Origin of the sequence: Corynebacterium macclintockiae, from assembly GCF_027570165.1 — a bacterium.
Taxonomy (GTDB): domain Bacteria; phylum Actinomycetota; class Actinomycetes; order Mycobacteriales; family Mycobacteriaceae; genus Corynebacterium; species Corynebacterium macclintockiae.
This window is the reverse complement of the sequence record NZ_JAKMUV010000001.1, coordinates 79,297-102,643: the sequence shown is the minus strand read 5'-3', so window position 1 is coordinate 102,643 and position 23,347 is coordinate 79,297. Positions and strand designations below refer to the sequence as shown.

General features: G+C 62.8%; 17 protein-coding genes. 11 read left to right on the top strand and 6 right to left on the bottom strand.

Annotated elements, in window-relative coordinates:
* Nucleotides 1-38: 38 nt before the first annotated feature.
* From L8U58_RS00405 to L8U58_RS00390, 4 genes are all read right to left on the bottom strand, one after another.
* Entirely contained in the window at nt 39-914 is an 876-nt protein-coding gene (locus L8U58_RS00405; protein WP_269954441.1) for an aldo/keto reductase, read from the bottom strand.
* A gap of 14 nt (nt 915-928) precedes the next feature.
* Nucleotides 929-2,995 carry an NAD-dependent DNA ligase LigA gene (ligA, locus tag L8U58_RS00400; RefSeq protein ID WP_269954440.1) on the bottom strand — a complete coding sequence of 689 codons (2,067 nt, stop codon included), beginning with the start codon at nt 2,993-2,995 and terminating at the stop codon, nt 929-931.
* Nucleotides 2,996-3,020: 25 nt separating this feature from the next.
* Nucleotides 3,021-4,427: a hypothetical protein gene (locus L8U58_RS00395; protein ID WP_269954439.1), complete on the bottom strand. Its 1,407-nt coding sequence runs from the start codon at nt 4,425-4,427 to the stop codon at nt 3,021-3,023.
* 261 nt (nt 4,428-4,688) lie between these two features.
* Entirely contained in the window at nt 4,689-5,345 is a 657-nt protein-coding gene (locus tag L8U58_RS00390) for a hypothetical protein (RefSeq protein ID WP_168163091.1), read from the bottom strand.
* Between the two features lie 846 nt (nt 5,346-6,191).
* Between L8U58_RS00390 and L8U58_RS00385 the strand changes: the two genes are divergently transcribed.
* A complete protein-coding gene (locus L8U58_RS00385; protein ID WP_269954438.1) occupies nt 6,192-6,866 on the top strand; it encodes a 3'-5' exonuclease in 675 nt (224 codons plus the stop codon).
* A gap of 105 nt (nt 6,867-6,971) precedes the next feature.
* On the opposite strand, the gene L8U58_RS00380 is transcribed toward L8U58_RS00385, so the two are convergent.
* On the bottom strand, nt 6,972-9,014 hold the full coding sequence (locus L8U58_RS00380; RefSeq protein ID WP_269954437.1) for a vWA domain-containing protein: 2,043 nt from the start codon (nt 9,012-9,014) through the stop codon (nt 6,972-6,974).
* A 435-nt stretch (nt 9,015-9,449) separates the two neighbouring features.
* On the opposite strand from L8U58_RS00380, the gene L8U58_RS00375 reads away from it, so the two are divergent.
* Together L8U58_RS00375 and ilvA are read left to right on the top strand one after the other, a co-directional pair.
* Complete coding sequence (locus tag L8U58_RS00375) at nt 9,450-10,961, top strand: cation:dicarboxylate symporter family transporter (protein ID WP_269954547.1); 1,512 nt, start codon at nt 9,450-9,452, stop codon at nt 10,959-10,961.
* 206 nt (nt 10,962-11,167) lie between these two features.
* A complete protein-coding gene (gene ilvA / locus L8U58_RS00370; protein ID WP_269954436.1) occupies nt 11,168-12,727 on the top strand; it encodes a threonine ammonia-lyase, biosynthetic in 1,560 nt (519 codons plus the stop codon).
* Between the two features lie 19 nt (nt 12,728-12,746).
* On the opposite strand, the gene L8U58_RS00365 is transcribed toward ilvA, so the two are convergent.
* The gene (locus L8U58_RS00365) at nt 12,747-13,418 is read right to left on the bottom strand and encodes an ACT domain-containing protein (RefSeq protein WP_034979161.1); all 672 of its coding nucleotides are present in this window, start codon (nt 13,416-13,418) and stop codon (nt 12,747-12,749) included.
* 63 nt (nt 13,419-13,481) lie between these two features.
* Between L8U58_RS00365 and gatC the strand changes: the two genes are divergently transcribed.
* From gatC to L8U58_RS00325, 8 genes are all read left to right on the top strand, one after another.
* Entirely contained in the window at nt 13,482-13,787 is a 306-nt protein-coding gene (gene gatC, locus L8U58_RS00360) for an Asp-tRNA(Asn)/Glu-tRNA(Gln) amidotransferase subunit GatC (RefSeq protein ID WP_034970841.1), read from the top strand.
* 98 nt (nt 13,788-13,885) lie between these two features.
* On the top strand, nt 13,886-15,388 hold the full coding sequence (gatA, locus tag L8U58_RS00355; RefSeq protein ID WP_269954435.1) for an Asp-tRNA(Asn)/Glu-tRNA(Gln) amidotransferase subunit GatA: 1,503 nt from the start codon (nt 13,886-13,888) through the stop codon (nt 15,386-15,388).
* A 119-nt stretch (nt 15,389-15,507) separates the two neighbouring features.
* Nucleotides 15,508-16,191 carry an NUDIX hydrolase gene (locus L8U58_RS00350; RefSeq protein WP_269954434.1) on the top strand — a complete coding sequence of 228 codons (684 nt, stop codon included), beginning with the start codon at nt 15,508-15,510 and terminating at the stop codon, nt 16,189-16,191.
* A complete protein-coding gene (locus L8U58_RS00345) occupies nt 16,191-17,579 on the top strand; it encodes a DHA2 family efflux MFS transporter permease subunit (RefSeq protein WP_269954433.1) in 1,389 nt (462 codons plus the stop codon). Before L8U58_RS00350 ends, L8U58_RS00345 begins: the two co-directional genes overlap by 1 nt.
* 66 nt (nt 17,580-17,645) lie before the next feature.
* Complete coding sequence (locus L8U58_RS00340) at nt 17,646-18,674, top strand: ATP-dependent 6-phosphofructokinase (protein WP_034979155.1); 1,029 nt, start codon at nt 17,646-17,648, stop codon at nt 18,672-18,674.
* 322 nt (nt 18,675-18,996) lie between these two features.
* Nucleotides 18,997-20,211: an HNH endonuclease signature motif containing protein gene (locus L8U58_RS00335; protein WP_269954432.1), complete on the top strand. Its 1,215-nt coding sequence runs from the start codon at nt 18,997-18,999 to the stop codon at nt 20,209-20,211.
* Between the two features lie 43 nt (nt 20,212-20,254).
* Complete coding sequence (gene gatB / locus L8U58_RS00330; protein WP_192817062.1) at nt 20,255-21,772, top strand: Asp-tRNA(Asn)/Glu-tRNA(Gln) amidotransferase subunit GatB; 1,518 nt, start codon at nt 20,255-20,257, stop codon at nt 21,770-21,772.
* 128 nt (nt 21,773-21,900) lie between these two features.
* Nucleotides 21,901-23,343, top strand: a complete 1,443-nt coding sequence (locus tag L8U58_RS00325) for a DoxX family membrane protein (RefSeq protein WP_269954431.1) — start codon at nt 21,901-21,903, stop codon at nt 23,341-23,343.
* Nucleotides 23,344-23,347 lie beyond the last annotated feature (4 nt).

Below are 23,347 nucleotides of genomic sequence, written 5' to 3'. Positions count from 1 at the left end.
CGACTAAGCGCGGCTGAGCGCGGCGCAGGCCAATCCCGCTAGAACTCCTCGTAGACCGCCGGGTCCTGGTTCTTCCGGCGCCCGTCCGGGCGGCCCAGCGCGGTGATCGCCTCGATCTCCGCGTCACTCAGGGTGATATCCAACGACTCCAGGTTCTCGCGCTGCCGGTCCGCCGAGGAAGCCTTCGGGATCGCCAACACCCCGCGGCCGCGGTGCCACGCTAGAACGACCTGGCCAGGAGTTGCGGAGTGGGCGTCCGCAATTTCAGGAATGACCGGCTCTTCCAGAACCGCGCCACGCAACAGGGGCGACCAGGCTTGCGTCACGATGCCCAGTTCGCGGTGGGCCGCGACGGCCTCGGCCTGCGGGAAGTGCGGGTGCAGCTCAATCTGGTTGACGACCGGGTACTCGCCGGTGGCGGTGTGGACGGCCTCCAGGTGCTCGGGGAGAAAATTGCACACGCCCACGTGGCGGATCAGCCCGCGTTCTCGCAGCTCCAGCAGCGTTTCAAAGGCCTCCACGTAGAGGCCCTGCTGGGGATTCGGCCAGTGGATGAGGTGCAGGTCGATGCGGTCCAGGCCCAGGCGGAAAAGGGATTCTTCGACTGCGGCGACAGCGTCATCGTGGCGCTGGTAGCGGCCGGGCAGTTTGGAGGTGACGATCACCTCGTCGCGGCGGATCGCGCCGGCAGGGTCCGCCATGTCAGGCGCGCCGGCGGCACCGGTCGCCGCGGCACCGGTCGCCGCGCGGACGCCCGCGCCCACCGCGCCCTCATTTTCGTAGTTGTAGGCCGTGTCAATCAGTCGGTAGCCCGCGCGGATGCCCGCGGCCACGGAGTTTGCGCCCGCCTGGCCTTGCATCTTGTACGTGCCGAGCCCGATCTCCGGGAGGGAAAGTGCTGTGGTCTGAGTCATTCGATCCTGCCTCTCTACTCAGTTCGGTTTTGCGGCGTTTGGTTTGCGCCGTTTTCTAGCAGTTCCTTAAAGCTTGCCTCGTCCAGCACCGGCACGCCCAGGTCCTCGGCCTTCTTCAGCTTGGAGCCAGCCTTTTCGCCCGCCACCAGGAAGTCCGTCTTCTTCGACACGCTGCCCGCAGCCTTGCCGCCGCGAGCCTCGATGGCTTCCTTCGCCGCCGTCCGATCGAAATCCTCCAACGAGCCGGTGACCACGATCGTCAGGCCCTCCAACAGTGTGGAATCCACACCGTCCTCTGCGCCGGAAGCGTCTCCGGCCTCCTGGCGCATCCGCACGCCAGCAGCCGTCCAGCGGTCTACGATCCGGCGATGCCAATCCACCGCGAACCACGCGGAGATCGACTCCGCGATCGTCTCACCCACACCGTCGATGCCGGCCATGTCCTCCACCGTGGCAGAAGCGATGTCCTCTACCGACTCGAAGTGCTTCGCCAGCGCCTTCGCTGCAGTCGGCCCAACGTGCCGGATCGACAGCGCAACCAGCACCCGCCACAGGTCCGCCTCCTTCGCGGACTGCAACTTCTCCAGCAACGTCTCGCCGGACTTATTCAACTTCCCGGCTTTCGTCGCATACGAACTGGTCTTTTCCAGGTCCTCCGCGCTGAGGTCGAACAGCTCCGACTCGTCGGCCAGCACCCCGGAATGGATCAGATCATAAGCACCCTTTTCCCCTAACGCGTCGATATCAAACGCCTTGCGGGAAGCCAGGTACGTCAAGCGGGTATGCAACTGGCCAGGACAGTATTGAGTGTTGGGGCAGCGCCAGTCGGCGTCCCCAACCTTCGAAGGAGCCAACCGGGTGCCGCACTCGGGGCAGAACGTCGAGAACAGGAAAGGCCGCTCCGCACCCGTGCGCTTGTCCTCGACCGGGCCCAGTACCTCCGGGATAACCTCGCCTGCCTTGCGGATAGTGATCGTATCGCCCAGCATCACGCCCTTGCGGTGCGCCTCCGTGGGATTGTGCAGCGTGGCCATCGAAACCGTGGAGCCCGCGACGTACTTCGGCGCCATGACGGCATACGGCGTAGCACGGCCCGTGCGGCCAATGCCGACGCGGATGTTGTGCAGCGTGGTCATCGCCTCTTCCGGCGGGTACTTGTACGCGATCGCCCAGCGCGGGGCGCGGCTGGTGTGGCCGAGCTCCAGCTGCTCTTCCAGGGAATCGACCTTAACGACCAGGCCGTCCATCTCATGCGCCGCGTCGTGGCGGTGGTTGCCCCAGTACTCGACCTGCTGCTGAACCTCCTTGGCGGAGTGCACCTGCTTTGTGTACGGGCTGACCGGCAGCCCCCACGCGGCAATCGCGCGATACGCATCGTGCTGGGAAGCGGGGGAGAAGCCCTCGCGCGCGCCGATACCGTGGCAAATCAACTTCAGCGGACGCTTCGCCGTATCCGCGGAGTTCTTCTGCCGCATCGCGCCAGCCGCAGCGTTACGAGGGTTGGCGAACATCTTCAGCCCCTCGGCCTGGCGCTGGGCATTCATGGTGGCGAAGTCCTCGACGTCGATGAACACCTCGCCGCGGATTTCCACCAGGGCGGGTACGGGGAACTCGTCGGTGCCGTGGAGGGTATCCGGGATGTCGTCGAGCGTGCGCGCGTTGTGCGTGATGTCCTCGCCCGTTGTACCGTCGCCGCGTGTCAGCGCGAGTTCCAGCTTTCCGTCGATGTAAAGGAGGTTTATGGACGCCCCGTCGATCTTCAGCTCCGTCAGATATGTCTTCGCGGGGGTGCGGTCCAGCCAGCCGGCGAGTTGCTCTGTATCGAAGACGTTATCCAGACTGAGCATTTGTTCGCGGTGGTCGACGTTGCGGAACGGGCTGCTGGTGGGCGGGGCCGGGGCGACTTCTGTGGTGGGGGATGGGCCGGTGACAACTTCGGGGTGGGCTTGCTCCAGGTCTTTGAGCTCCTGCAATAGTGCGTCGAAGTCCGCGTCCGAGATCTCCGGGTCGCCGTAGTAGTAGAGCTGCCGGTGGTGACGCACCTGGTCAGCGAGTTCTTGCCAGCGGGAATGAGTACTCACCCCCGCCAGTCTACTGACGTGCTAGTTAATTGCGGCGCGCGGCGACGAAGACCGCCACGACGATGATTAGGACGATAGCCAGGAGTCCCAGGCCGATTAACAGGATCGTGTTGTTCTGGGGTGCGTTGTCGATGTTCTCGGCGCGCACGTCGGGGTTGGCGTTGGAATTGCCGGCGCCCCCGTCGTTGTCGCTGGATGGCTCGGCAGAGGGTGCCAGTCCGGGTTCGAGGGTTTGACGCCACTCCGGTCCATCGACCTTGTCGCCGTCCAAGGCAGTCGACAGGCGGAACTCGATGTCCTTATCCTGCTTTCCGTTCTCATCACCTCCATCAAGGGTGACCATGACGTACCACTGACCGGCATCTGTGGCTTCATCCTGCGACGTGGATCCTTCGCGGTTGCGGTAGAAGACGTACGGTGTACTCACAGCGCGTGCAGTGACGGGAATATCATCGTCCAAGGATTCCGCATTCGAATAAGACGTGTGGGTGCGTCGTGGCGAGGCGACGAATACTTGGCCGGAGCGGTAGGAATCAGTCTGCTTCTTGTCGAATTCTACTTCCGCGAGGGGGCGCTGGCCCCAGTCGACGTTCATGCGGTAGAACTTCGTTTCGCCGGGCACCAGAGTGTCGGACACCGTGCCCGGGGTGATTTCGGTTGCCTTGTTGTACGACGTGCCGCCAGGGGTCGGCTTCGGCTCGGAGCTGGGAACCTTGACCTTGTCCCTGTCTTCGCCCTCTGGGACTTCACGATCGTTCTTCGGGCCAGCTTCGGAACCGTCGACCTGGGGCTCGAAACCGATGACGATCTCCACCGGCAGTTCGCTATCAAATTGGGTGCCAGCGCCGTTGATCTTTACGCGGTACTTCGTCGGGTCGCAGCCATCTTCGGGGTCGATGGTCACAGACTCTCCTTCGGGCGGATCTGGCCAACTTGTAGTGGAGGAAGAGCCACCGCCCTCGTCACTGCAAGAGTCGTTCGTGTACTCCACCCGGGTGCCGTAGTAGTGCGTGTCTTCATCCTCGAATCCACGCGGAGCCGCATTCACGGAGATTCGAGCTTTCTTGCCTTCCGGAATGCTGATGTTGAACCATTTGTCATCGCCGTCTTTTACGCTGTCGCGCGGGCTGGGCAGGAAGCTTTGGTAGAGGCCTTCGCCGAGGTAGAACCCGTCGGCGGCGTTGTCGGCTAGTTGGACGGGGGTGCCTGCGGAATCGTAGTCGCCGGCGACGCGTTGGTCGGCGCTGTCGTTGTTGTCTTTGTTGTCCTCTGCGTTGGCGTTGACGGCCAGGGTGGGCAGTAGTGCCAGGATGGTGAGGAATGCCAGCAGGGCGGTGGTCAGGCGCCAGGTAGTGGCGGGTGGGCTTTGTGGCTGTATGGCCTGTGGCTTTTGTCTCTGGCTGATGTGCTGAGCCGATTCAGCGGACAACAAAGGGAATCAACGCCTTCCTTTTTCTATCTCTACTTTGTCTTTGTTTCTGCCTTGGTGCGTTCACTTCGTTCGGGCTGCGCCCTACGGAACCCACGCGCGTTTATAGATGTTGGACGCAAAGCGATCACACAATGTTCCCAACGCAATAAAGGTTCCCGGTCATAAGAATCTGTGGTGAAGGAAATACTAGGGAACAAGGCGCCTATCCGCAGGAAAACGCTTTCTTGTGGCTGGCGAGGTCCTGCACTGTTATTAGGCCTGCTACTTGCGACGCACGGTGGTGAGGTAGAACGCCCCGGTAGTAATCAGGGCGGTAGCCAGGAGCCCCAGGCCGATGAATAGGAACCTGTGGTTCGGGGAGGCCTTGATGCTGGAACCTCCGTCGCCGTTGTTGTCGCTGGGTGTCGCCGCGGATGGTGCTGGTCCGGGCTCTAAGGTTTGACGCCACTTGGGTCCATCGACCTTGTCGCCGTCCACGGCAGTTGACAGGCGGAACTTGGTGCCATCGTTTGGCTTGCGGTGTTCATAGCCAGCATCGAGGGTAACCATGGCGTGCCACTGGCCGGCATTGGAGGCTTGGCTTAGTCCCAGGTTCTTATTCCGGTTGTCGTAGAAAACGCGGGGAGTATCCAAGTGTTGTGCAGTGTGGGGACGATCCTGCTCTAGGAGTGCAAAGGCGGTTGCGGATGTACGCTCGCGTCGTGGAGAGGCGATGGAGATCTGTCCAGAACGGTAAGAACCTGTGTTGTTCTTATCGAACTCCACCTCCGCGATCGGACGTTGACCCCAGTCGACGTTCACGCGGTAGTACTTCGTTTCACCAGGTACAAGAATATCGGAGACTGTTCCTGCGGTGATTTCCGGCGCTTGGCTGTAGGACGGACCACCGGGAGTCGGCGTCGGAGTTGTGTGAGGCACCTTGACCTTTTTCAGATCATCATAATCCGGGTGCCTTTGACCGCTCGTTGGAATATTTTCGTTACTGGCGTCTAGAGGTTCAAACCCAACGACAATCTCGACCGGCAAGGTGTCGGTGGATGGATTTCGGAGGTTGCTGACTCGCACTCGGTACTGCGACGGATCGCAGCCTTCTTTGGGCTTGATAATGAGGGTGCCGGCCGAGACCGGTGACGGCCAAGTTTGGTTGTCCAAGAACCCCTGCCCGCTATCGTTGCAATCGTCGTTTCTGTAATTCAGTCTGGCGCTGTAAGTACGTGATTCATCATTCCTGAGGTGCGGGGCAACGAGGTTTGCGGGGATGAGGGCCTGAGAGTTGTCGGGGATATCGGCGCTGGCGTTGATTTCGGCGTTGGCGTTGATTGCCAGGATCGGCAGGAGCGTCATGATGGTGAGAAAAACCAGCAGCGCGGTGGCCAGCCGCCAGGTGCGAGGTGCACTTGCCCTGTGCGGCCCAGCGCTTTGTGGCCCAGCGCTTTGTAGCCCTGTCCTGTCTGACGTGGGATCCGAACTAACAGAAGACAAGAGAATCAGCGCCTTTCTGGTTTCTGTTTCGGTACGTTTAGCTAGTTTGCTGTGCTGGGATTGCTGGCCTTGTTCAGTCCGCTGGATCGCGAGTCTTGTTCAATTTGCCTGAGGTGCGATTCACGGAGCCAACGGACAACTTCAGAAGTGAGACGCAGAGCAACCGCACAATGTTCCTGGCGAAGGAAAAGTTCCCGGAGAGATGAAAGTGTGGTGAAGAAAAACCATTTTCTTGTCGAACACCGCGAGGGGGTGTCCGGGGACAGTTATAGAGTGGTCAGCATGACTGCACCGCATTTTGACCCGGCACACATGCTGAGCTTCGACCTGGAAACCACCGGCGTAGACCCAAAGACCGCCCACATCGTCACCAGCGCACTGGTGACGATCAAGGGACGGGAAAGAAACGACATTGAAATGCTCGCCGACCCTGGCGTGGAGATTCCGCAGCAGGCCTCTGACGTCCACGGCATCACCACCGAGTACGCCCGCGAACACGGCCAGGATCACGACGAAGTGCTGGCCAAAACCATCGAAGGCATACGCGAGGCATGGCGCGCTGGTGCCACGCTGATCGTGTATAACGCTGCTTACGACCTCAGCGTGCTGCGAGCGTTGGAGCCGAGCTTCACCGTCGACGGCCCGGTGTTCGATCCCTTTGTCGTAGATCGGGCGAAAGATCAGTACCGCAAAGGCAAGCGCACGTTGGAAAGTGTGTGCGAGCACTACGGTGTGGTTCTGGACAATGCCCACGAGGCGACGGCAGATGCGGTGGCTGCCGCTCGTGTGGCATGGATGCTGGCGCGCAAGTACCCCGAAATTGTGCAAATGTCGACGGATGAATTGATGCTTGCCCAGGCCACGTGGTTCTACGAATCGCAGAAATCTCTGCAGGAATGGTTCCAGAAGAAAGGCAAGGACGTGCCGGTCAACACCGCGTGGCCACTAGCGGAGTGACCCCAGCCCGCGGGAACCCTCAGCCCGCGGGAACCCCTAGCCGGTGGGAACACTAGGCCGCGAGAAGGGGAGGCGACGGCGAGCTGAGCCCGCGCCGCGCGGCCGCTACTTGCGGCGCACGGCGGTGAAGTACACCGCCACGGCTGCAGCCAGGATCACGGCTAGGATTCCCAGGCCGATGTAGAGGATGGTGTTGCTCTGGGACGCGTTGTCGATGTCCTTGGCCTGCGCGGCGGCCTCGTCGCCGTTGTTGCCGTCGCCGCTTTCTGCGCCATCACTGTTGCCACTGCCGTCGTCGTTGCTGCTGCCGGGCGGGTCTTGGGATGGTGCCGGTCCGGGCTCTAGGGTTTGACGCCACTCCGGTCCATCGACCTTATTGCCCTCCAAGGCGGTCGACAGGCGGAACTCGATGTCTTTATCCTGCTTTCCGTTGTCGCTGTAGCCCTCGAGAGTGACCATGATGTACCACTGACCGGCATCCGAAGCTTTGTCTTGGGATACGTTTCCTTCCTTGTTGCGGTAGAAGACGTACGGCGTACTCACAGCTCGTGCAGTGACGGGAACATCCTTATCGAGGGACTTAACAGTCTCCTTAGAAGTAATTGTGCGACGGGGAGATGCGACGTAAATATCCCCATTTCGGGAATCGTTCGAGTGCTTCTTGTCGAATTCCACTTCCGCGAGGGGGCGCTGGCCCCAGTCGACGTTCATACGGTAGAACTTCGTCTCCCCGGGAACTAGGGTGTCGGACACCGTGCCCGGGGTGATTTCGGTTGCCTTGTTGTACGACGTGCCGCCAGGGGTTGGCGTCGGCTTAGAGCTGGGAACCTTGACCTTATCCCTGTCTTCGCCTTCCGGGACTTCACGATCGTTCTTCGGTCCGGTTTCGGAGCCGTCGACCTGGGGCTCGAAACCGATGACGATCTCCACCGGCAGGTCGTGGTCAATTTCGGTGCCGGAGTGGTTCAACTTCACGCGGTACTTCGTCGGATCACAGTCCTCTTCTGGATCGATCGTTACAGTTTCCGCCTCCGGCGGCCCGGGCCAATTGGAACCGCTGTAGTAACCGGATCCACTGTGGTCACAGGTATCGTTCTTATACTCGACGTCAACGTTGTAGTAGATGTGGTCGCCGCCCTCGAAGCCAACCGGCACCAGGTTCGCCGAGACCTGAGCTTTCTTGCCTTCTGGGATGCTGATGCTGAACCACTTCTCGTCGCCTTCTCCTCCATTGGAGTTATCGCGCGGACCGGGTAGGGAGCTTTGGTAGAGGCCTTCGCCGAGGTAGAACCCGTCGGTGGCGTTGTCCGCTAGTTGGACGGGTGTGCCTGCGGATTCGTAGTCGCCGGCGACGCGTTGGGCGGCGTCGGCGAGGGCTTTGGAAAGTGCGTCGGTGTCATCGGCGGAGGAGTAAGTGCCGCCGGAGACTTCGGAGATGCATTGGAGTTCTTTTTGGGCTTTGTTGTCGACTTTGAATCCGACGGTGTGGATGGCGAGGTCGATGCCGTCGCCGGCGATGTCTTTGGCTACGTCGCAGACTGGTGGTGGGGCGCAGGTATCGATGCCGTCGGAGACGAGGATGATGTTGCGTTTGCCGGAGTCGCCGAGTTCTTCGGCGGCTTTCTTGATGGCGTTGCCGATGGGGGTGTAGCCCTTGGGCTGGAGGCCGTTGATTCTGTTGTTGAGGTCTTCGGCCTTGTTGTTGCCTAGGGGTGCGAGGGTGGTGATGTCTTGGCAGCCTTTGGCGCGGTTGTCGGGGGCGTTGGATTCTTTGGATCCGTAGGCGATGATGGCGGTTTGGGTTTTGTCGGCGAGGGTGTTGATGGTGTCGGTGGCGGCTTTTTTGGCTGCGTCCATGCGGGTGCCGCCGTCGTTGGTGTCCTTTTCGGCCATGGAGTCTGAGGCGTCGAGGACGATGGCGACTTTGCCGTCGCCTCCGGCACCTGCGGCGCCACCGGTGCCGTCGCCGCCGGTGTTGTTGTCCTCTGCGTTGGCGTTGACAGCCAGGATGGGCAGTAGTGCCAGGATGGTGAGGAATGCCAGCAGGGCGGTGGCCAGGCGCCAGGTGGTGGCGGGTGGATTTTGTGGCTGTATGGCCTGCGGCTTTTGTCTCTGGCTGATGTGCTGAGCCGATTCAGCGGACAACAAAGGGAATCAACGCCTTCCTTTAGACATAGGTATATACGAGTTTTCAAGTGTGGGATGCGTTACATCGGCGCAATGTTCCCGATACGAAAATATTTTCCGTTGCGGATAGAGAGTCTAGGAAAAGAAGCGGGTTTCCGCATGAAAAGGGCGTTTTTTGGCCACGGTGTAACTGGCACGGACTCCGCATGGTCTCGCAGGTCAACGGCGCTTGGGCTGCTACGCGACGACCCAGCCCGATCCTATGGCACTGGTCATTTGTTACTTATCTTCTCGAAGTAGCACAATGAAAGTGTTGAGGTCTATTCCTTCGCGATCTTTGTGACGCCCCCAACCGCTCCCGCCAGAGCCAATGGACGGCGTGGTCGCGCACGGGGGAGAAGGCCGGCGCTTTCAAGTGAACCTATTAAAGATAGTGAAATGGAGCACCAGGGATCCATGGATGACAAGAACAATCCCCAGGGCGCAGAACCCAATGGCGCAGAACCCAATGGCGCTTATGGCGCAGAGCTCAATGGTTCCGGGCTCGACGGCACCCAGCCCGTCGCCGCCGGAGCCGCGGTTGCCACCTCTCCGCAGATCGCTGAGTCGAAGCGGGAGAAGAAGGACAACACCCACTGGCTATACATCGGCGTGATCGTCGCAGTGATCGCCGGCATCATTTTCGGCCTCGTGGCACCCGATGTCGCAAAGGGGTTCAAAGAGCTCGGAACCACCTACGTCACGCTGATCAAAATGATCATCCCACCGGTGATTTTCTGCACGATCGTGCTGGGAATTGGCTCGGTGAGGTCTGCGGCGTCAGTAGGCAAAGCAGGAAGCATGGCACTGGCCTACTTCATCACGATGTCCACCTTCGCCCTCGCAGTAGGCCTAGTCGTGGGAAACCTGCTGCAGCCAGGCGATGGGCTGAACATTGGAAAAACCGGCGGCTTCGACGCCAATAAAGGGCAAGAGACCGGGTTCGTACAAAGCATCATTCCTGAAACCTTCTTCAGCGCCTTCACCTCAGGCAAGATTCTGCAGGTACTGCTAATCGCCCTGTTGGTCGGCTTCGCAACGCAATCCATGGGCAAGGCCGGCGAGCCGATCCTGGGCTTCGTGGCCGCTCTGCAGAAGCTGGTCTTCAAGATCCTGTCCTGGATCCTGTGGCTGGCCCCGATCGGCGCGTTTGGTGCGATGGCTGGCGTAGTCGGCGGCACTGGTATTAAGGCAGTGCTGCAGCTCGGCATCTTGATCCTAGGCTTCTACATCACCTGCATCATCTTCATCTTCGTGATTCTGGGAACCATCTTGCGAGTCTTCACTGGCTTCAATATTTTCAAGCTGGTGAAGTACCTGGGGCGCGAGTACCTGCTTATCTTCGCTACCAGCTCCTCTGAGTCCGCGCTGCCGAACCTGATGCGCAAGATGGAACACGTCGGCGTGGACAAGTCCACGGTCGGAATCGTCGTGCCGACGGGCTATTCCTTCAACCTGGACGGCACCGCGATTTACCTGACCATGTCAGCCATCTTTATTTCGGACGCCATGAACGTGCACCTGAGCATGGGGGATCAGATCAGCTTGCTGATCTTCATGATTATCGCCTCCAAGGGTGCCGCGGGTGTGTCCGGCGCGGGTATCGCAACCCTGGCTGTCGGTCTGCAATCGCACCGTCCGGAGCTGCTGGACGGCGTGGACATCATCGCTGGCATCGACCGCTTCATGTCTGAGGCCCGCGCCCTGACCAACTTCTCCGGTAACGCAGTGGCCACTCTGCTGGTTGGCAAGTGGACGAACACAGTGGACAAGGAACAGGTCAAGCGGGTGCTCAATGGCCAGGATCCGTACGTTGGAACCGCAGATGACCATGATGTCGACCTCAAATACCCGTCGGTGAAGAACCCCGCCACGGAGCACCTGCAGCCCACCCCGCAGGTCAACCTGGACGACTACCGCCAGCAGTAAGCGCCAGCGCCATTGGTGTTAAACCGCGCAGAGGTGTTACCTCAGGGAAGTTGGCGCAGGGGCGTTGGCGCAGAGCTGGTAGCGCGGCCGCAGCCTTAGCAGTCGCAGTGGCGGCTGGGGCGGGGCAGTAACGCCGGGGCTCGCGACTGTGGGGGTGCGGGGACCGCCGGGTAAGGGGGATCACCGGCGGGGCTATACTGAAGCGCATGTCACATGAAGCTTCGCATCCTGTCAGCGCGGGAAACGGCGCGGAATACCTAAAGAAGATCGTTTCCGCGCCCGTCTACCGAGTCGCAACGAACACGCCACTCGAGTACATGGAAACGCTGTCGAAGCGCATCGGCAACGAGATTCTGGTCAAGCGCGAAGACCTGCAGCCCGTCCACAGCTTCAAAATCCGCGGCGCATTCAACCGCATGGCCCAGCTCACGGAAGAAGAGCGCGCCCGCGGAGTCGTCGCCGCATCCGCTGGAAACCACGCCCAGGGCGTAGCGCTGTCCGGCACTGAGCTAGGCATCCGCACCGTGATCGTGATGCCGGAAGTCACCCCCAGCATCAAAATCGATGCGGTTTGTAGCTTCGGCGGGGAAGTGTTGCTGCACGGCGCCAACTTCGACGAGGCCAAGGCTAAGGCCATGGAGCTTTCCGAGGTTGAGGGCATGGTCTGGGTAGCCCCCTTCGACGACGAAGCGGTAATCGCCGGCCAAGGCACCGCCGGGCTGGAAATCTTCCAAGCCCGCCCGGACGTCGACCGCGTCTTCGTCCAGGTCGGCGGCGGTGGACTGGCCGCTGGAATCTCCGTGCTGCTCAAGGAACTGGATCCGAACATCAAGGTCATTGGCGTGGAGCCGGTGGAATCCGCCTGCCTCACGCACGCGCTCGCCGCCGGAAAGCCCGTAGCCCTCGACCACGTGAGCCTCTTTGCCGAAGGCGTGGCCGTCAAGCAGATTGGCGCCGAAACATTCCGGCTCTGCCGCGAATACCTCGACGACGTCATCACCGTCAGCTCCGACGAGATCAGCGCCGCCATCAAGGACATCTTCGACGACACGCGAGCCATCGCCGAGCCCGCCGGCGCCGTCGCCCTCGCAGGCCTGAAGCGCTACGCTGCCACCCACCAACTCGAAGGGGAAACTCTGGCGCACGTCCTCTCCGGCGCGAACGTCAACTTCCACTCCCTGCGCTACGTCTCCGAGCGCGCGGAAATCGGCGAGGGCGGTGAAGGCATCTTCGGCGTGACCATCCCCGAACGCGAGGGAGCCTTCCTCGAGTTCTGCAAACTGCTTGGCCACCGTGCCGTCACAGAATTCAGCTACCGAGTCGGCCAACGCGACGGTGAAAAGCCCGCCCGCATCTTTGTGGGCGTCAAGCTAAAAAACGGCGAGGACGAGCGCAAAGCCATCGCCGCAGACCTCCGCGAAGCAGGCTACGGCGTGGTCGACCTGTCAGACGACGACGTTGCGAAGGAACACGTCCGCTACATGATCGGCGGAACGCCCGGCCAGCACGTCGACGAGACCGCCTACAGCTTTGAATTCCCCGAAAACCCGGGCGCGTTGCAGCACTTCCTGGAAGTGCTGGGCACCCGCTGGAACATCACCGGCTTCCACTACCGCAGCTTCGGCATGGACCACGGTCGCGTGCTGGCGGCGTTCGAAGACGTTTCCGGCGACCCGGAATTCCAGGCCCACCTGCAGCAGCTGGGCTACCACGCCACGGACGTGACGGACAGTCCTGCGTACGACTTCTTCATCAGCGCCGAGTAGAGCGCGCCGCCCGCTGGCGCTAGCTGAACAGCGCGCCGAAAATCGAGCCGAGCTGGCGCAAATGCTCCACCTCGCTGACCAGGAAGTCCGGCCCACCCGGCCTGCCGACGATCAAAAGCAGATCCGTCCCGGCGATCGGAGTGCCCGCCAGTGCGGAATCCATAACGGCCCAGTTCTCGGGGATCCAGTCCTCGCGTTCGGGGTTCAGCACGCGCGCTTCGGTCAGCGGGGGCTGGTCGAGCTCCTGGCCATTGTCCTCCGGCGCGGCAGACGAAGCCGCCACCCGGTGTGTCCGCGGAGACGTTTCCAGCACGACCGCCCAGCCTGCCGTCATGGTGCGGGGCAGATCCTGCATGAGGATCTCTAGCGCTTTTTCTATATGACGCCGCTGCTCCGCCACCCCGGACAGCATCTGAATCTGGCCGCGTCGGTCGACTGTGCCTGAAAAGGGGCGGATCGAATCGACAAAGAAACCATCGAGTTCCTGCGTGGCCGTGATCAGACTGTCGGGCAAATGCCCGGTGGGGAGGGACACGACAATGTCGTCGACCACTGTGTTTGGCTCTTCGAGTTCAGCCTGACCAACGATATCGACGCCCCGGATGTCCCCGCCGACGGTTCCCAGCGCCATGGCCAGCAGGCCGAGGGAGCCAGGGGTATCGGGCATACGGACACGCATGAGGAAAGACATAGAACCGATATTAGCGCCACCTGAAGTCCACGGGGGCTGGTTGGCTTGACTAGAGTGGAACCCATGTCTGAGATTTCGCGCGAAGATGTTGCCCACCTGGCCCGCCTGGCCCGCCTGGACCTGGGGGAGCAGGAGTTGGATGAATACGCAGCTCAGATCGACGGGATTGTCGATCACGTGGCCGCGATCAGGAAGGTCGACACCGAAGGTATTGAGCCGCTGAGCCACCCCACCCAAAACGTTGACGGAGACGTCGCCGTCATGCGGGAAGACGTAGTCGTGCCGAGCCTGACGGCGGAGCAGGCACTGGACCAGGCGCCGAAGCAAAGCGAGCAGCGCTTCGAAGTGCCACAGATCCTGGCGGACTAGACCGGCTGGGGCGGCTGGCGTCATAAAAGGCAACAGCGCCGAACAAAACACGCACGCCAAACAATCAATCGTTAGAAGAAGGAACTTCAGGAACACTCATGGCTGAGAATAAGTACATCGTCGGTTCCCGGGACGACTCGGACTTCACCACCTGGACCGCCGCGGAATTGGCGGAGAAGATCCACGCGCGCGAGATCAGCTCCCAGGAAGTAACCCAGGCCCACCTGGATCGCATCGGCGAGATCGACGGCGACATCCACGCATTCCTCCACGTTGGCGCCGACGAGGCGCTGGCGGCGGCCTCCAACGTTGACGACGCGCTGGCCGCCGGTGACCAGCCGACCAGCAAGCTGGCCGGCGTGCCGCTGGCGCTGAAGGACGTGTTCACCACCACCGACGCGCCGACCACGTGTGCCTCCAAGATGCTGGAAGGCTACATGAGCCCCTACGACGCGACCGTCACCATGCGACTGCGCGCCGCCGGCATCCCGATCCTGGGTAAGACGAACATGGACGAGTTCGCCATGGGCTCCTCTACGGAGAACTCCGCCTACGGCCCGACGAAGAACCCCTACGACCTAGAGCGCACCCCGGGTGGCTCTGGCGGCGGCTCGTCGGCAGCCCTGGCCGCGGGCATGGCTCCGCTGGCCATCGGCACGGACACGGGTGGCTCCATCCGCCAGCCCGCCGCGCTGACCAACACCGTCGGCGTGAAGCCGACCTACGGCACCGTTTCCCGCTACGGCCTGGTGGCTTGTGCTTCCTCCCTGGATCAGGGCGGGCCGACGGCGCGCACGGTTCTGGATACCGCGCTGCTGCACGAGGTTATTGCGGGGCATGACGCCAACGATTCGACCTCCTCCTCCCACGCAGTCGCGCCGGTCGTCGAGGCCGCGAAGCAGGGAGCTTCCGGGGACCTGAGCGGCGTGAAGTTGGGTGTGGTCAAGCAGTTCCAGCGCGCTGAGGCCTTCCAGCCCGGCGTGCTGGAGGCGTACAACGCGAACCTGGAGCAGCTGAAGTCCCAGGGCGCAGAACTGGTGGAGGTCGATTGCCCGAACCTCGACCACGCACTGAACGCGTACTACCTGATCCTGCCGTGTGAGGTCAGCTCCAACCTGGCCCGCTTTGACGGCATGCGCTACGGCCAGCGCCGCGGCGACGACGGCAGCCGCTCCGCCGACCAGGTGATGAGCCTGACCCGCGCCGAAGGCTTCGGCTCGGAGGTCAAGCGCCGCATCATGCTGGGCACCTACGCTCTGTCCGTCGGCTACTACGACGCGTACTACTTGCAGGCCCAGCGCGTCCGCAACCTGATCTCCCAGGACTTCGCCAAGGCCTACGAGCAGGTCGACGCGATCGTCGCTCCCGTGACGCCGTCCACCGCCTTCAAGCTGGGCGAGAAGACCGACGACCCGTTGGCAATGTACATGTTCGACCTGTTCACCCTGCCGCTGAACCTGGCGGGCGTATGTGGCATGTCCGTGCCCGGCGGCTTCGCCAGCGACACCGGCCTGCCGACCGGCCTGCAGATCATGGGCCCGGCGCACGGCGACGACCGCCTGTACCGCGTCGGCGCTGCCTTCGAGGCCGGCCGCGCCTAACCGCCCGGGTCTAGCCAGCCCGAGACGGAGACCTTGGCGAGCACACCCGTGGCTGGTCTGGCGGCCCCAAGATCTGCGGGGGGAGGTTGCGGTTCGCGGATCCGCGTATGGTGGGGGACATGGGTAGGATTCCCGAACTTTACACAGGCGACGGCTTAGTCGAAGACCCCGACGGGTCCCGGCGCTGGGGGGTGCTCGGCGCGGCGGGGCTGTTCCTCGTCACCGACGACCAGCACGTCCTGATGCAGCACCGCGCCAAGTGGACCAACCGCGGCGGCACCTGGGCTCTGCCCGGGGGAGCGATCGACGTCGGCGAATCACCCACCGACGGTGCCCTGCGGGAGACGTGGGAGGAGACGGGCGTGGGGGCGTCCTCAGTAAAGGTACACAGAGAAATCGTGACCTCCACCGTGCCCGTCAAGACCGCCTACTGCCGCCTGCCCGTCCGTGACGACGAACGGCACCTGTTTGCCGGCATTGAAAAGATCGTCGAGCGCAACGGGGATCCCCGCCAAGCCCTGCGAGAATTCCCCGTCCGGCACCCCAACCTGGATGCCTCGCTGGATGCGCACGGAATCTTCGGGCTCGGCGGAACGTTCTGGTGGGAATACGAAAACCCGGAGATCACCGAGTGGACGTACACCACCGTCCTGGCCACCTGTACCGAACACCTGGAACTACACCCCACCGCCGAATCGCTGGAACTACTGTGGCAGCCCATCGAGCGGCTGGAAGAACTGCCACTGATGCCGGAGTTCAAAGCCAGTTTGCCGACCCTGCGGGCGGCAGTAGACTCCCTCTAGTGAAATACCCCGCCCTGCCGCTTCCGCTCCCACAAGCATGGCGCGCCCTGGTGGCGCTGTGCATCGGCTTCTTCATGATCCTGCTGGATCAGACGATCGTGGCCGTCGCCACGCCCGCGTTCCAGGCCGACCTGCAGGCCGACTACGGGCAGGTGCTGTGGGTCACCAGTGCGTACCTGCTGGCATTCGCGGTACCTCTGATGGTCACCGGCCGACTGGGCGACCGCTTCGGGCCGAAAAACCTGTACATCGCGGGCATGACGATCTTCACGCTCTCGTCGCTGGCCTGCGGACTGGCCGGCAGCATCGAAACGCTGATCGCCGCCCGTGCCGTGCAGGGTATTGGCGGATCTTTATTGACGCCCCAGACCATGAGCGTGATCAACCGCATCTTCCCGCGCGACAAGCGCGGGGCAGCACTGGGCATCTGGGGAGCCACGGCGGGAATCTCCACGCTCGCCGGACCACTGCTCGGAGGCTTCATCACCCAATACGCAACCTGGCAGTGGGTGTTCTTCATCAACGTGCCCATCGGCGTGCTGTCCGTCGTGATGGTCGCCCGCTGGGTACCGCGGTTCCAGCCGACGGAAGAACGCATCAACCTGCCGTCGATCGTCCTGTCCATGGTGGCGATGACCATGGTCATCTACGGCATCCAGGAAGGCGACCCCGCCGGCTGGGCGCCGTGGATCTGGGCGCTGCTGCTCGGAGGCGCGGCGCTGATGGTGGCATTCGTCTGGCTGCAGTCGCGCCTGTCCGCAGGCAGTGCGCTAGTTCCGATCGCCCTGTTCGCACGCCGCCATTTCGCCTTCGGCAACGCATCCATCTTCACCATGGGCTTCACCATCGCCGGCATGATGGTGCCAGTGATGATGTTCCTGCAGGAAGTTCACCGCTTCAGTCCAATGAAAGCCTCTTTCGTCGTGACGCCCATGGCCATCATCGCTGGCCTCATGGCGCCCTTCGTCGGCAGGCTGGTCGACCGATATGAGCCCCGACGCTTCGCAGTACTGGGGTTCTGCCTGATGGCCACGGGCGTGGCCGCGTTGGTGTTCTCCATGCGACCCGAACGGCCTCTATGGATGATGATCGGCGCGTTCGTGATCCTCGGGTTCGGAAACTCCTTCGTCTGGGCTCCGAACTCCACCACCACCCTTCGGGACCTGCCGCCCCAGTTCGCCGGTGCGGGCTCTGGAATGTACAACGCCACCCGGCAACTCGGCGCCGTCACCGGAGCCGCCGTCATCGCCGCCGTCGTGCAAGCCCGCGTCGGCGTGGTCGGCCCCCAGGCCTTCGGGGACTCCCTGCTGCCCGCGGTAGTCATGCTGATTCTCGGCGCGGTGGCCTCCGGCATGGCTCGGTCAGGAGTCAGTCGGGGAGGCGAGTAGGCGTCAATAAAAAAGGCCTCCAGTTCCGCCCGGCAGATCCGGCAGCGTGTCGCTACACTTTAAAGCATGCGTATTGCGACCTTGACCAGTGGTGGAGACTGCCCAGGATTGAACGCCGTCATCCGAGGCATCGTGCGGACAGCGGCCGAACAAGGCCATACCGTCGTCGGATTTGAAGACGGCTGGCAGGGACTACTGGAAGACCGTCGCGTGCAACTGTACGATGACGACTTCATCGACCGGATCCTGCGACGCGGCGGCACGATCCTCGGTACCGGACGCCTACACCCCAACGACTTCATGGCCGGCATCGATCGCGTGAAAGCCAACCTCGCGGACGCGGGCATCGACGCCCTGATCCCCATCGGCGGCGAAGGCACCCTGAAAGGCGCACGCTTCCTGCACGACAACGGCGTGCCGGTCATCGGCGTGCCGAAAACCATTGACAACGACGTCAACGGCACCGACTACACCTTCGGCTTTGACACCGCCGTCGCCGTAGCCACCGACGCCATCGACCGCCTGCACACCACCGCCGAATCACACGACCGCGTGATGATCGTGGAAGTCATGGGCCGCCACGTCGGCTGGATTGCGCTGCACGCGGGCATGGCCGGAGGTGCGCACGAGATCCTGATTCCGGAATTCCCCTTCGACATCGATGACGTCTGCCGCCGCATGGCTCGTCGATTCCAGCTGGGGGAGAAGTACGGCATCATTGTCGTGGCCGAGGGGGCGTTGCCAAAGGAAGGCACCCTCGACGTCGCCGAACGCGAAGTGGACCAGTTCGGCCACGAGAAGTTCCAGAACATGTCCGCGCTGATCGCCAAGGAGATTGAAAACCGACTGGATACCGACGTTCGGTCGACCGTTCTGGGACACATCCAGCGCGGCGGAACCCCCACGGCGTTCGACCGAGTGCTGGCCACCCGGTTTGCCGTGAACGCCACCAAAGCCGCGATCAGGGGAGAATTCGGCAAGGTCGTTGCGCTCAAGGGTGGCAGCATCGAACTGATCGACTTTGAAGAGGCCGTCGGTACTCTGAAGGAAGTACCAGAGAAGCGCTACGCCACCGCGCGCTCGCTCTTCGGCTAGCGGACGCCGGCAGACGCCGCAGTGGTGGGGTGCGCGACCGGCCAGGTGCGGCGCGATGGCGCGGCGTCGGCGCGCAGTCGCGAGTCGAGCCGGCGGTTCGGATGTAGCCCCGATGTGGCTCAGATGCAGTTGCGTATGTCGAGCCGTGCGCGGTATATCGAGCCGTGTGCGGTATGACGGCGCGCTGGAACTGCACACTGGGGAGAGGCTGTCAAGGGGGAAATGATTTGCCTGTGGAAAACGCCCTCGGGGAGGGCGAGTTATCCACAGGCAGTCGTACGGGGCGAGGCGGGATTCTTGCCGATGGTCTAGCGTCCGAGGCATGGAAAAACTACAGCAGCTCGCGGAGCTTCAGCGCCAAGTGGCCGACGCGCAGCGCCACGGCGTGGAGCTGCTGACCGAAGCATTCGGAACCCCCGCCGAGCAGCTGCCACTGGACCGGGAACTTGCCCGGAGCGTGGCGCGGGCTGCCGAACACTTTTCCGGGGCGGCGTACTCGAGGTACAAGAAGCGAGCCCTGGAGGCCGCGCGGCGAAACGGACACGGGCTGGACGTGCTGATACTCATCGCTGAGCGGGCGCGGATGCTGGGGATCAAACAGCGCTACGTATTCACCGAAGCGCTCTGCAACACAGCGGGTGACTACGCGGCGATCTCCCGCCGGGCAACGCAACTGCGGCGTGAAATGCAAGGCCCCCGGATTCCCGCCGACGGGGGACGTCGGATCATGCACGGGAAGAAAGCGACCATTCAGTTCACCGGCCCGTCGCACCGCATGTCGGAAATTTGGGAATCCGCGCGCACCGATCCACTTGCATGGCTGACAGAGAATCGCACTATCCAACGCAGCACGCTGACCACCAACGTTGTCGTCAGTTTGGATGACTACATGCGGGTGCTCGGTGGCCACGGGGACGAGATTGAACTGCAAGCTACCAACGGCGCCGTCCTCACGGGTGCGGAGTATGTCGCCCGCCGGCTCGAGGAAGCTGGCATCCAAGTTGCCCGCGCTGACAGTGCCTGCGCCGACAGTGCCCGCGCCGACCGTGCCAGCGCCGACCGTGCCCGCGCCGCTCAGCCTCCTTCTGGTGCAGCCAGCACTGCAGGTCCGACCGGCACGGGCGTAGCCGGCGCCCGCGCCGACGGTGCGGCTTCAGAAACTGTCGCGGGGTCTGAGGTTTCCGGGGCAGATGTGGTAGCCGCGGGCGTGGGCGGCACAGGGCTGAAAGATGGAGACTACATCACCCTGATATCTCCAGAGCAAGGGCCGGTGAACTTGTACAGGGTGAGGCGGTTGGCGTCCAGAAAACAACGCCGCATGCTCGAAGCCGAGACGACGCGCTGCAGCTGGCCAGGGTGCGGGCGTCCGGCGAATGAATGCCAAGTCCACCACCTGCAGGAATTTGCCAAAGGAGGGGAAACGAACCCCGAAAACATGGCACTACTATGCGCGTACCACAACGGAGTAAACGGGCAACACGGACGCGGGCGGATGGCGCGCGTCAGCGGGCGCGTCACGTGGCTGCCACCGGGGTGACCCTAACGACACAAGGTGGCGGGGACGTATTAAGATGGCTGGCATGACTGCGCCTGTCTACGATTACTCCGATGATGTGATGGACTTCGACGAAGTGCTGGAGCGCTTCGACCCAGTGATGGGCATGGAAGTTCACGTCGAACTCGCCACGAAGACGAAGATGTTCTCCACGTCCTCCGCGGAATTCGGCGACGCACCAAACAGCAACGTCGACCCATGCAGCCTTGGCCTGCCGGGCGCGCTGCCCGTCGTAAACAAGCTGGGCGTGGAATGGGCCATCAAGATCGGCCTGGCGCTGAACTGCGAGATTGCTCCGAAGTCCCGCTTCGCGCGCAAGAACTACTTCTACCCGGACCAGCCGAAGAACTACCAGATCTCCCAGTACGACGAGCCCATCGCCTACGACGGATACCTGGACGTCGTCCTGGAAGACGGCACCGAATGGCGCGTGGAAATTGAGCGCGCGCACATGGAAGAAGACACCGGCAAGCTGACCCACCTCGGCGGCGCAGACGGCCGCATCCACGGCGCCACCGCATCCCTCGTGGACTGCAACCGCGCAGGCGTGCCACTGATCGAAATCGTGACCAAACCGATCGAAGGCGCCGGCGAACGCGCTCCGGAAGTTGCGAAGGCATACGTCTCCGCACTGCGCGACCTCGTCAAGGCGCTTGGCGTATCCGACGCGCGCATGGACCAAGGCTCCATGCGCGTGGACTCCAACCTGTCGCTGCGCCCCGTCGGCACCACCGAATACGGCACGCGCACCGAAACGAAGAACATCAACTCCCTGAAGTCCGTCGAGCAAGCCGTGCGCTTTGAAATGCAGCGCCAGGCAGCGTGCCTCGTCAACGACGTGGAGATCGTTCAGGAAACCCGCCACTACCAGGAAACCGACGGCACCACCTCCAAGGGGCGACCCAAGGAAACCATGGCGGACTACCGCTACTTCAACGACCCGGATCTGCCACCCGTGCTGGCACCCGCCGAGTGGGTCGAAGAAATCCGCGCCACCCTGCCGGAAATGCCATGGATCCGCCGCGCCCGCATCCAGAAGGAGTGGGGACTGAAGGACGAGGAAATGCGCGATCTCGTCAACGCCGGTGCCCTCGACCTCGTCATCGACACCGTCGAAGCAGGCGCCAAGCCCGATGAGGCTCGCTCCTGGTGGGTTTCCTACCTCGCTGGCAAGGCAAACGAACAAGGCGTGGAACTTACCGGGCTCGACATCACGCCGGCTCAGGTGGCGCGGGTGGCGTCACTAGTAAACGACGGCAAGCTAACCACCAAGCTTGCGCGTCAGGCCGTCGACGGAGTGCTGGCCGGGGAAGGCGACGTCGACGATGTCGTCGCCGCCCGAGGCCTGGAAGTTGTACGCGATGACAGTGCCATCGAAGCAGCCGTCGACGAAGCCCTGGCTGCAAACCCGGACATCGTCGAAAAGTACCGTGCAGGAAACAAGAAGGTAACCGGCGCAATTGTCGGCGCCGTCATGAAGGCCACGAAGGGCAAAGCAGACCCCGCGCAGGTTAACCAGCTGATCGCTAAGAAGCTCAGCTAGCGGCGCGTCGGCGGCCAGGGTGCCGTCGGAGGCCGCTCTGGCCGGGGCATAGTCGATGGAGTACGCCATCTGTGACATGCCGAGCGACCTCCCGCGCAAATCGTGCTGGTCAGAATAGTCTGGGTTGCGTGAGTAACAACGCAAAGCCCAACAGCCCTAGGCCCGATCGAATCCGTAGACCTAGCCCAGACGACGCTTTGTTCGACAACTCGGCGGACGAGCTGGCCGATGACATGAACAATGACATCGACGTACCGGTCTACCGCCGCGACGCGCGCGCCGACGCCGACGAAAAGCCCCAGCCCAAGGAGGCCTCGACGGGGGCGACGAAGATCGCTAAGCCCGCCGACGTGGACGCCCCTAAGCCCGCCGAGAATTCCGCTGAGAATTCCGCCGAGGCTGAGGCGACTGCGCCCGCGGACGCGTCCGCTCCGGAGGCGAACGCCAACGTGGGAAATTCTGACGAAGCCACGGAGAAGCCGGCTAAGCGAGATGTATATGCGATGTTGGGGAGGGCTCGCCCTCAGCGCATCGAGAGCCGTTCGCCCGATGCTGCGCCGACTCGAACTGATGACGCCAACACGGATCACCCGGAAACCGACAGCGCTTCGGATGTCGATCTGACCAAGCTGGACGGCTCCGAGGCCTCGTCCGGCTCCGGCACGGCAGCTGCCGCCGGCGCCGCAGCTGGGGCTGGCCTGGGCGCGACCACTGCGGGCGGAAGCTCCTCGGCCAAGGGAGACGAAGACCGCTGGGGCAAGGTCGACGACGCTGAAACCTCGGAGTTTAGGGGCGCGGGCGCGGACGTTGGCGAGCGGGAGATCCCCGCCAACGCGGCAGGCGGCGCGGTAGGCGGCGCGGGCGCGGCTAGCGCGGCGGGCGCTGGCGTTACTGGGGCGGGTGTGCCTGGTGACGCTCAAGGTGCGGATGTTACGAGGAACCCAGGCGGCGATGAGACGACCGGCGCGGGCGCGAACGTCGGCGAGCGGGAGATCCCCGCCAACGCGGCAGGCGGGGCAGGCGGCGCGGGCGCGGAGGACTCCCAATCCGTTGCGAAGCGTGGAACCACAAGCTTCGGACTCTTCCTGCTGCGCGTCGTGCTGGGCGCGTACCTCCTGGTACGCGGACTGCAGACTCTGTTCGCCTTCGGCGGAGACCCCGGCCTGGAGGTATTCCAAGGCCAGCTGGAAAGCTACAACTTCACCGACATCCTCGCGATCGGCATTCCGGTGGCGGAAATCGTCGCCGGTGGCTTGCTGCTACTCGGCCTGCTCACGCCATTCGGCGCGGCAGTCGCTACGGTCGTCGCTGGCTTTATGACGTTCCATAACCTCAATGGATTCCAAGGATCCCTCTGGCCATACGGCCTGAACCCTTACGTCCAATTGTGGGCGGCGCTGACGGTGGCGTCGATAAGTATCATTTTCGTCGGCCCCGGCCGGATCAGCCTCGATCGCAGCAGAGGCTGGGCAACCCGCCCGTTGGCCTCGGCGTGGATCTTCTTCGTCGTCGCAGCAGCGGCGACAGCCGGCCTGTGGCTCGGCGTCGGCGGAGGCAACCCGTTCAACTAGCTGA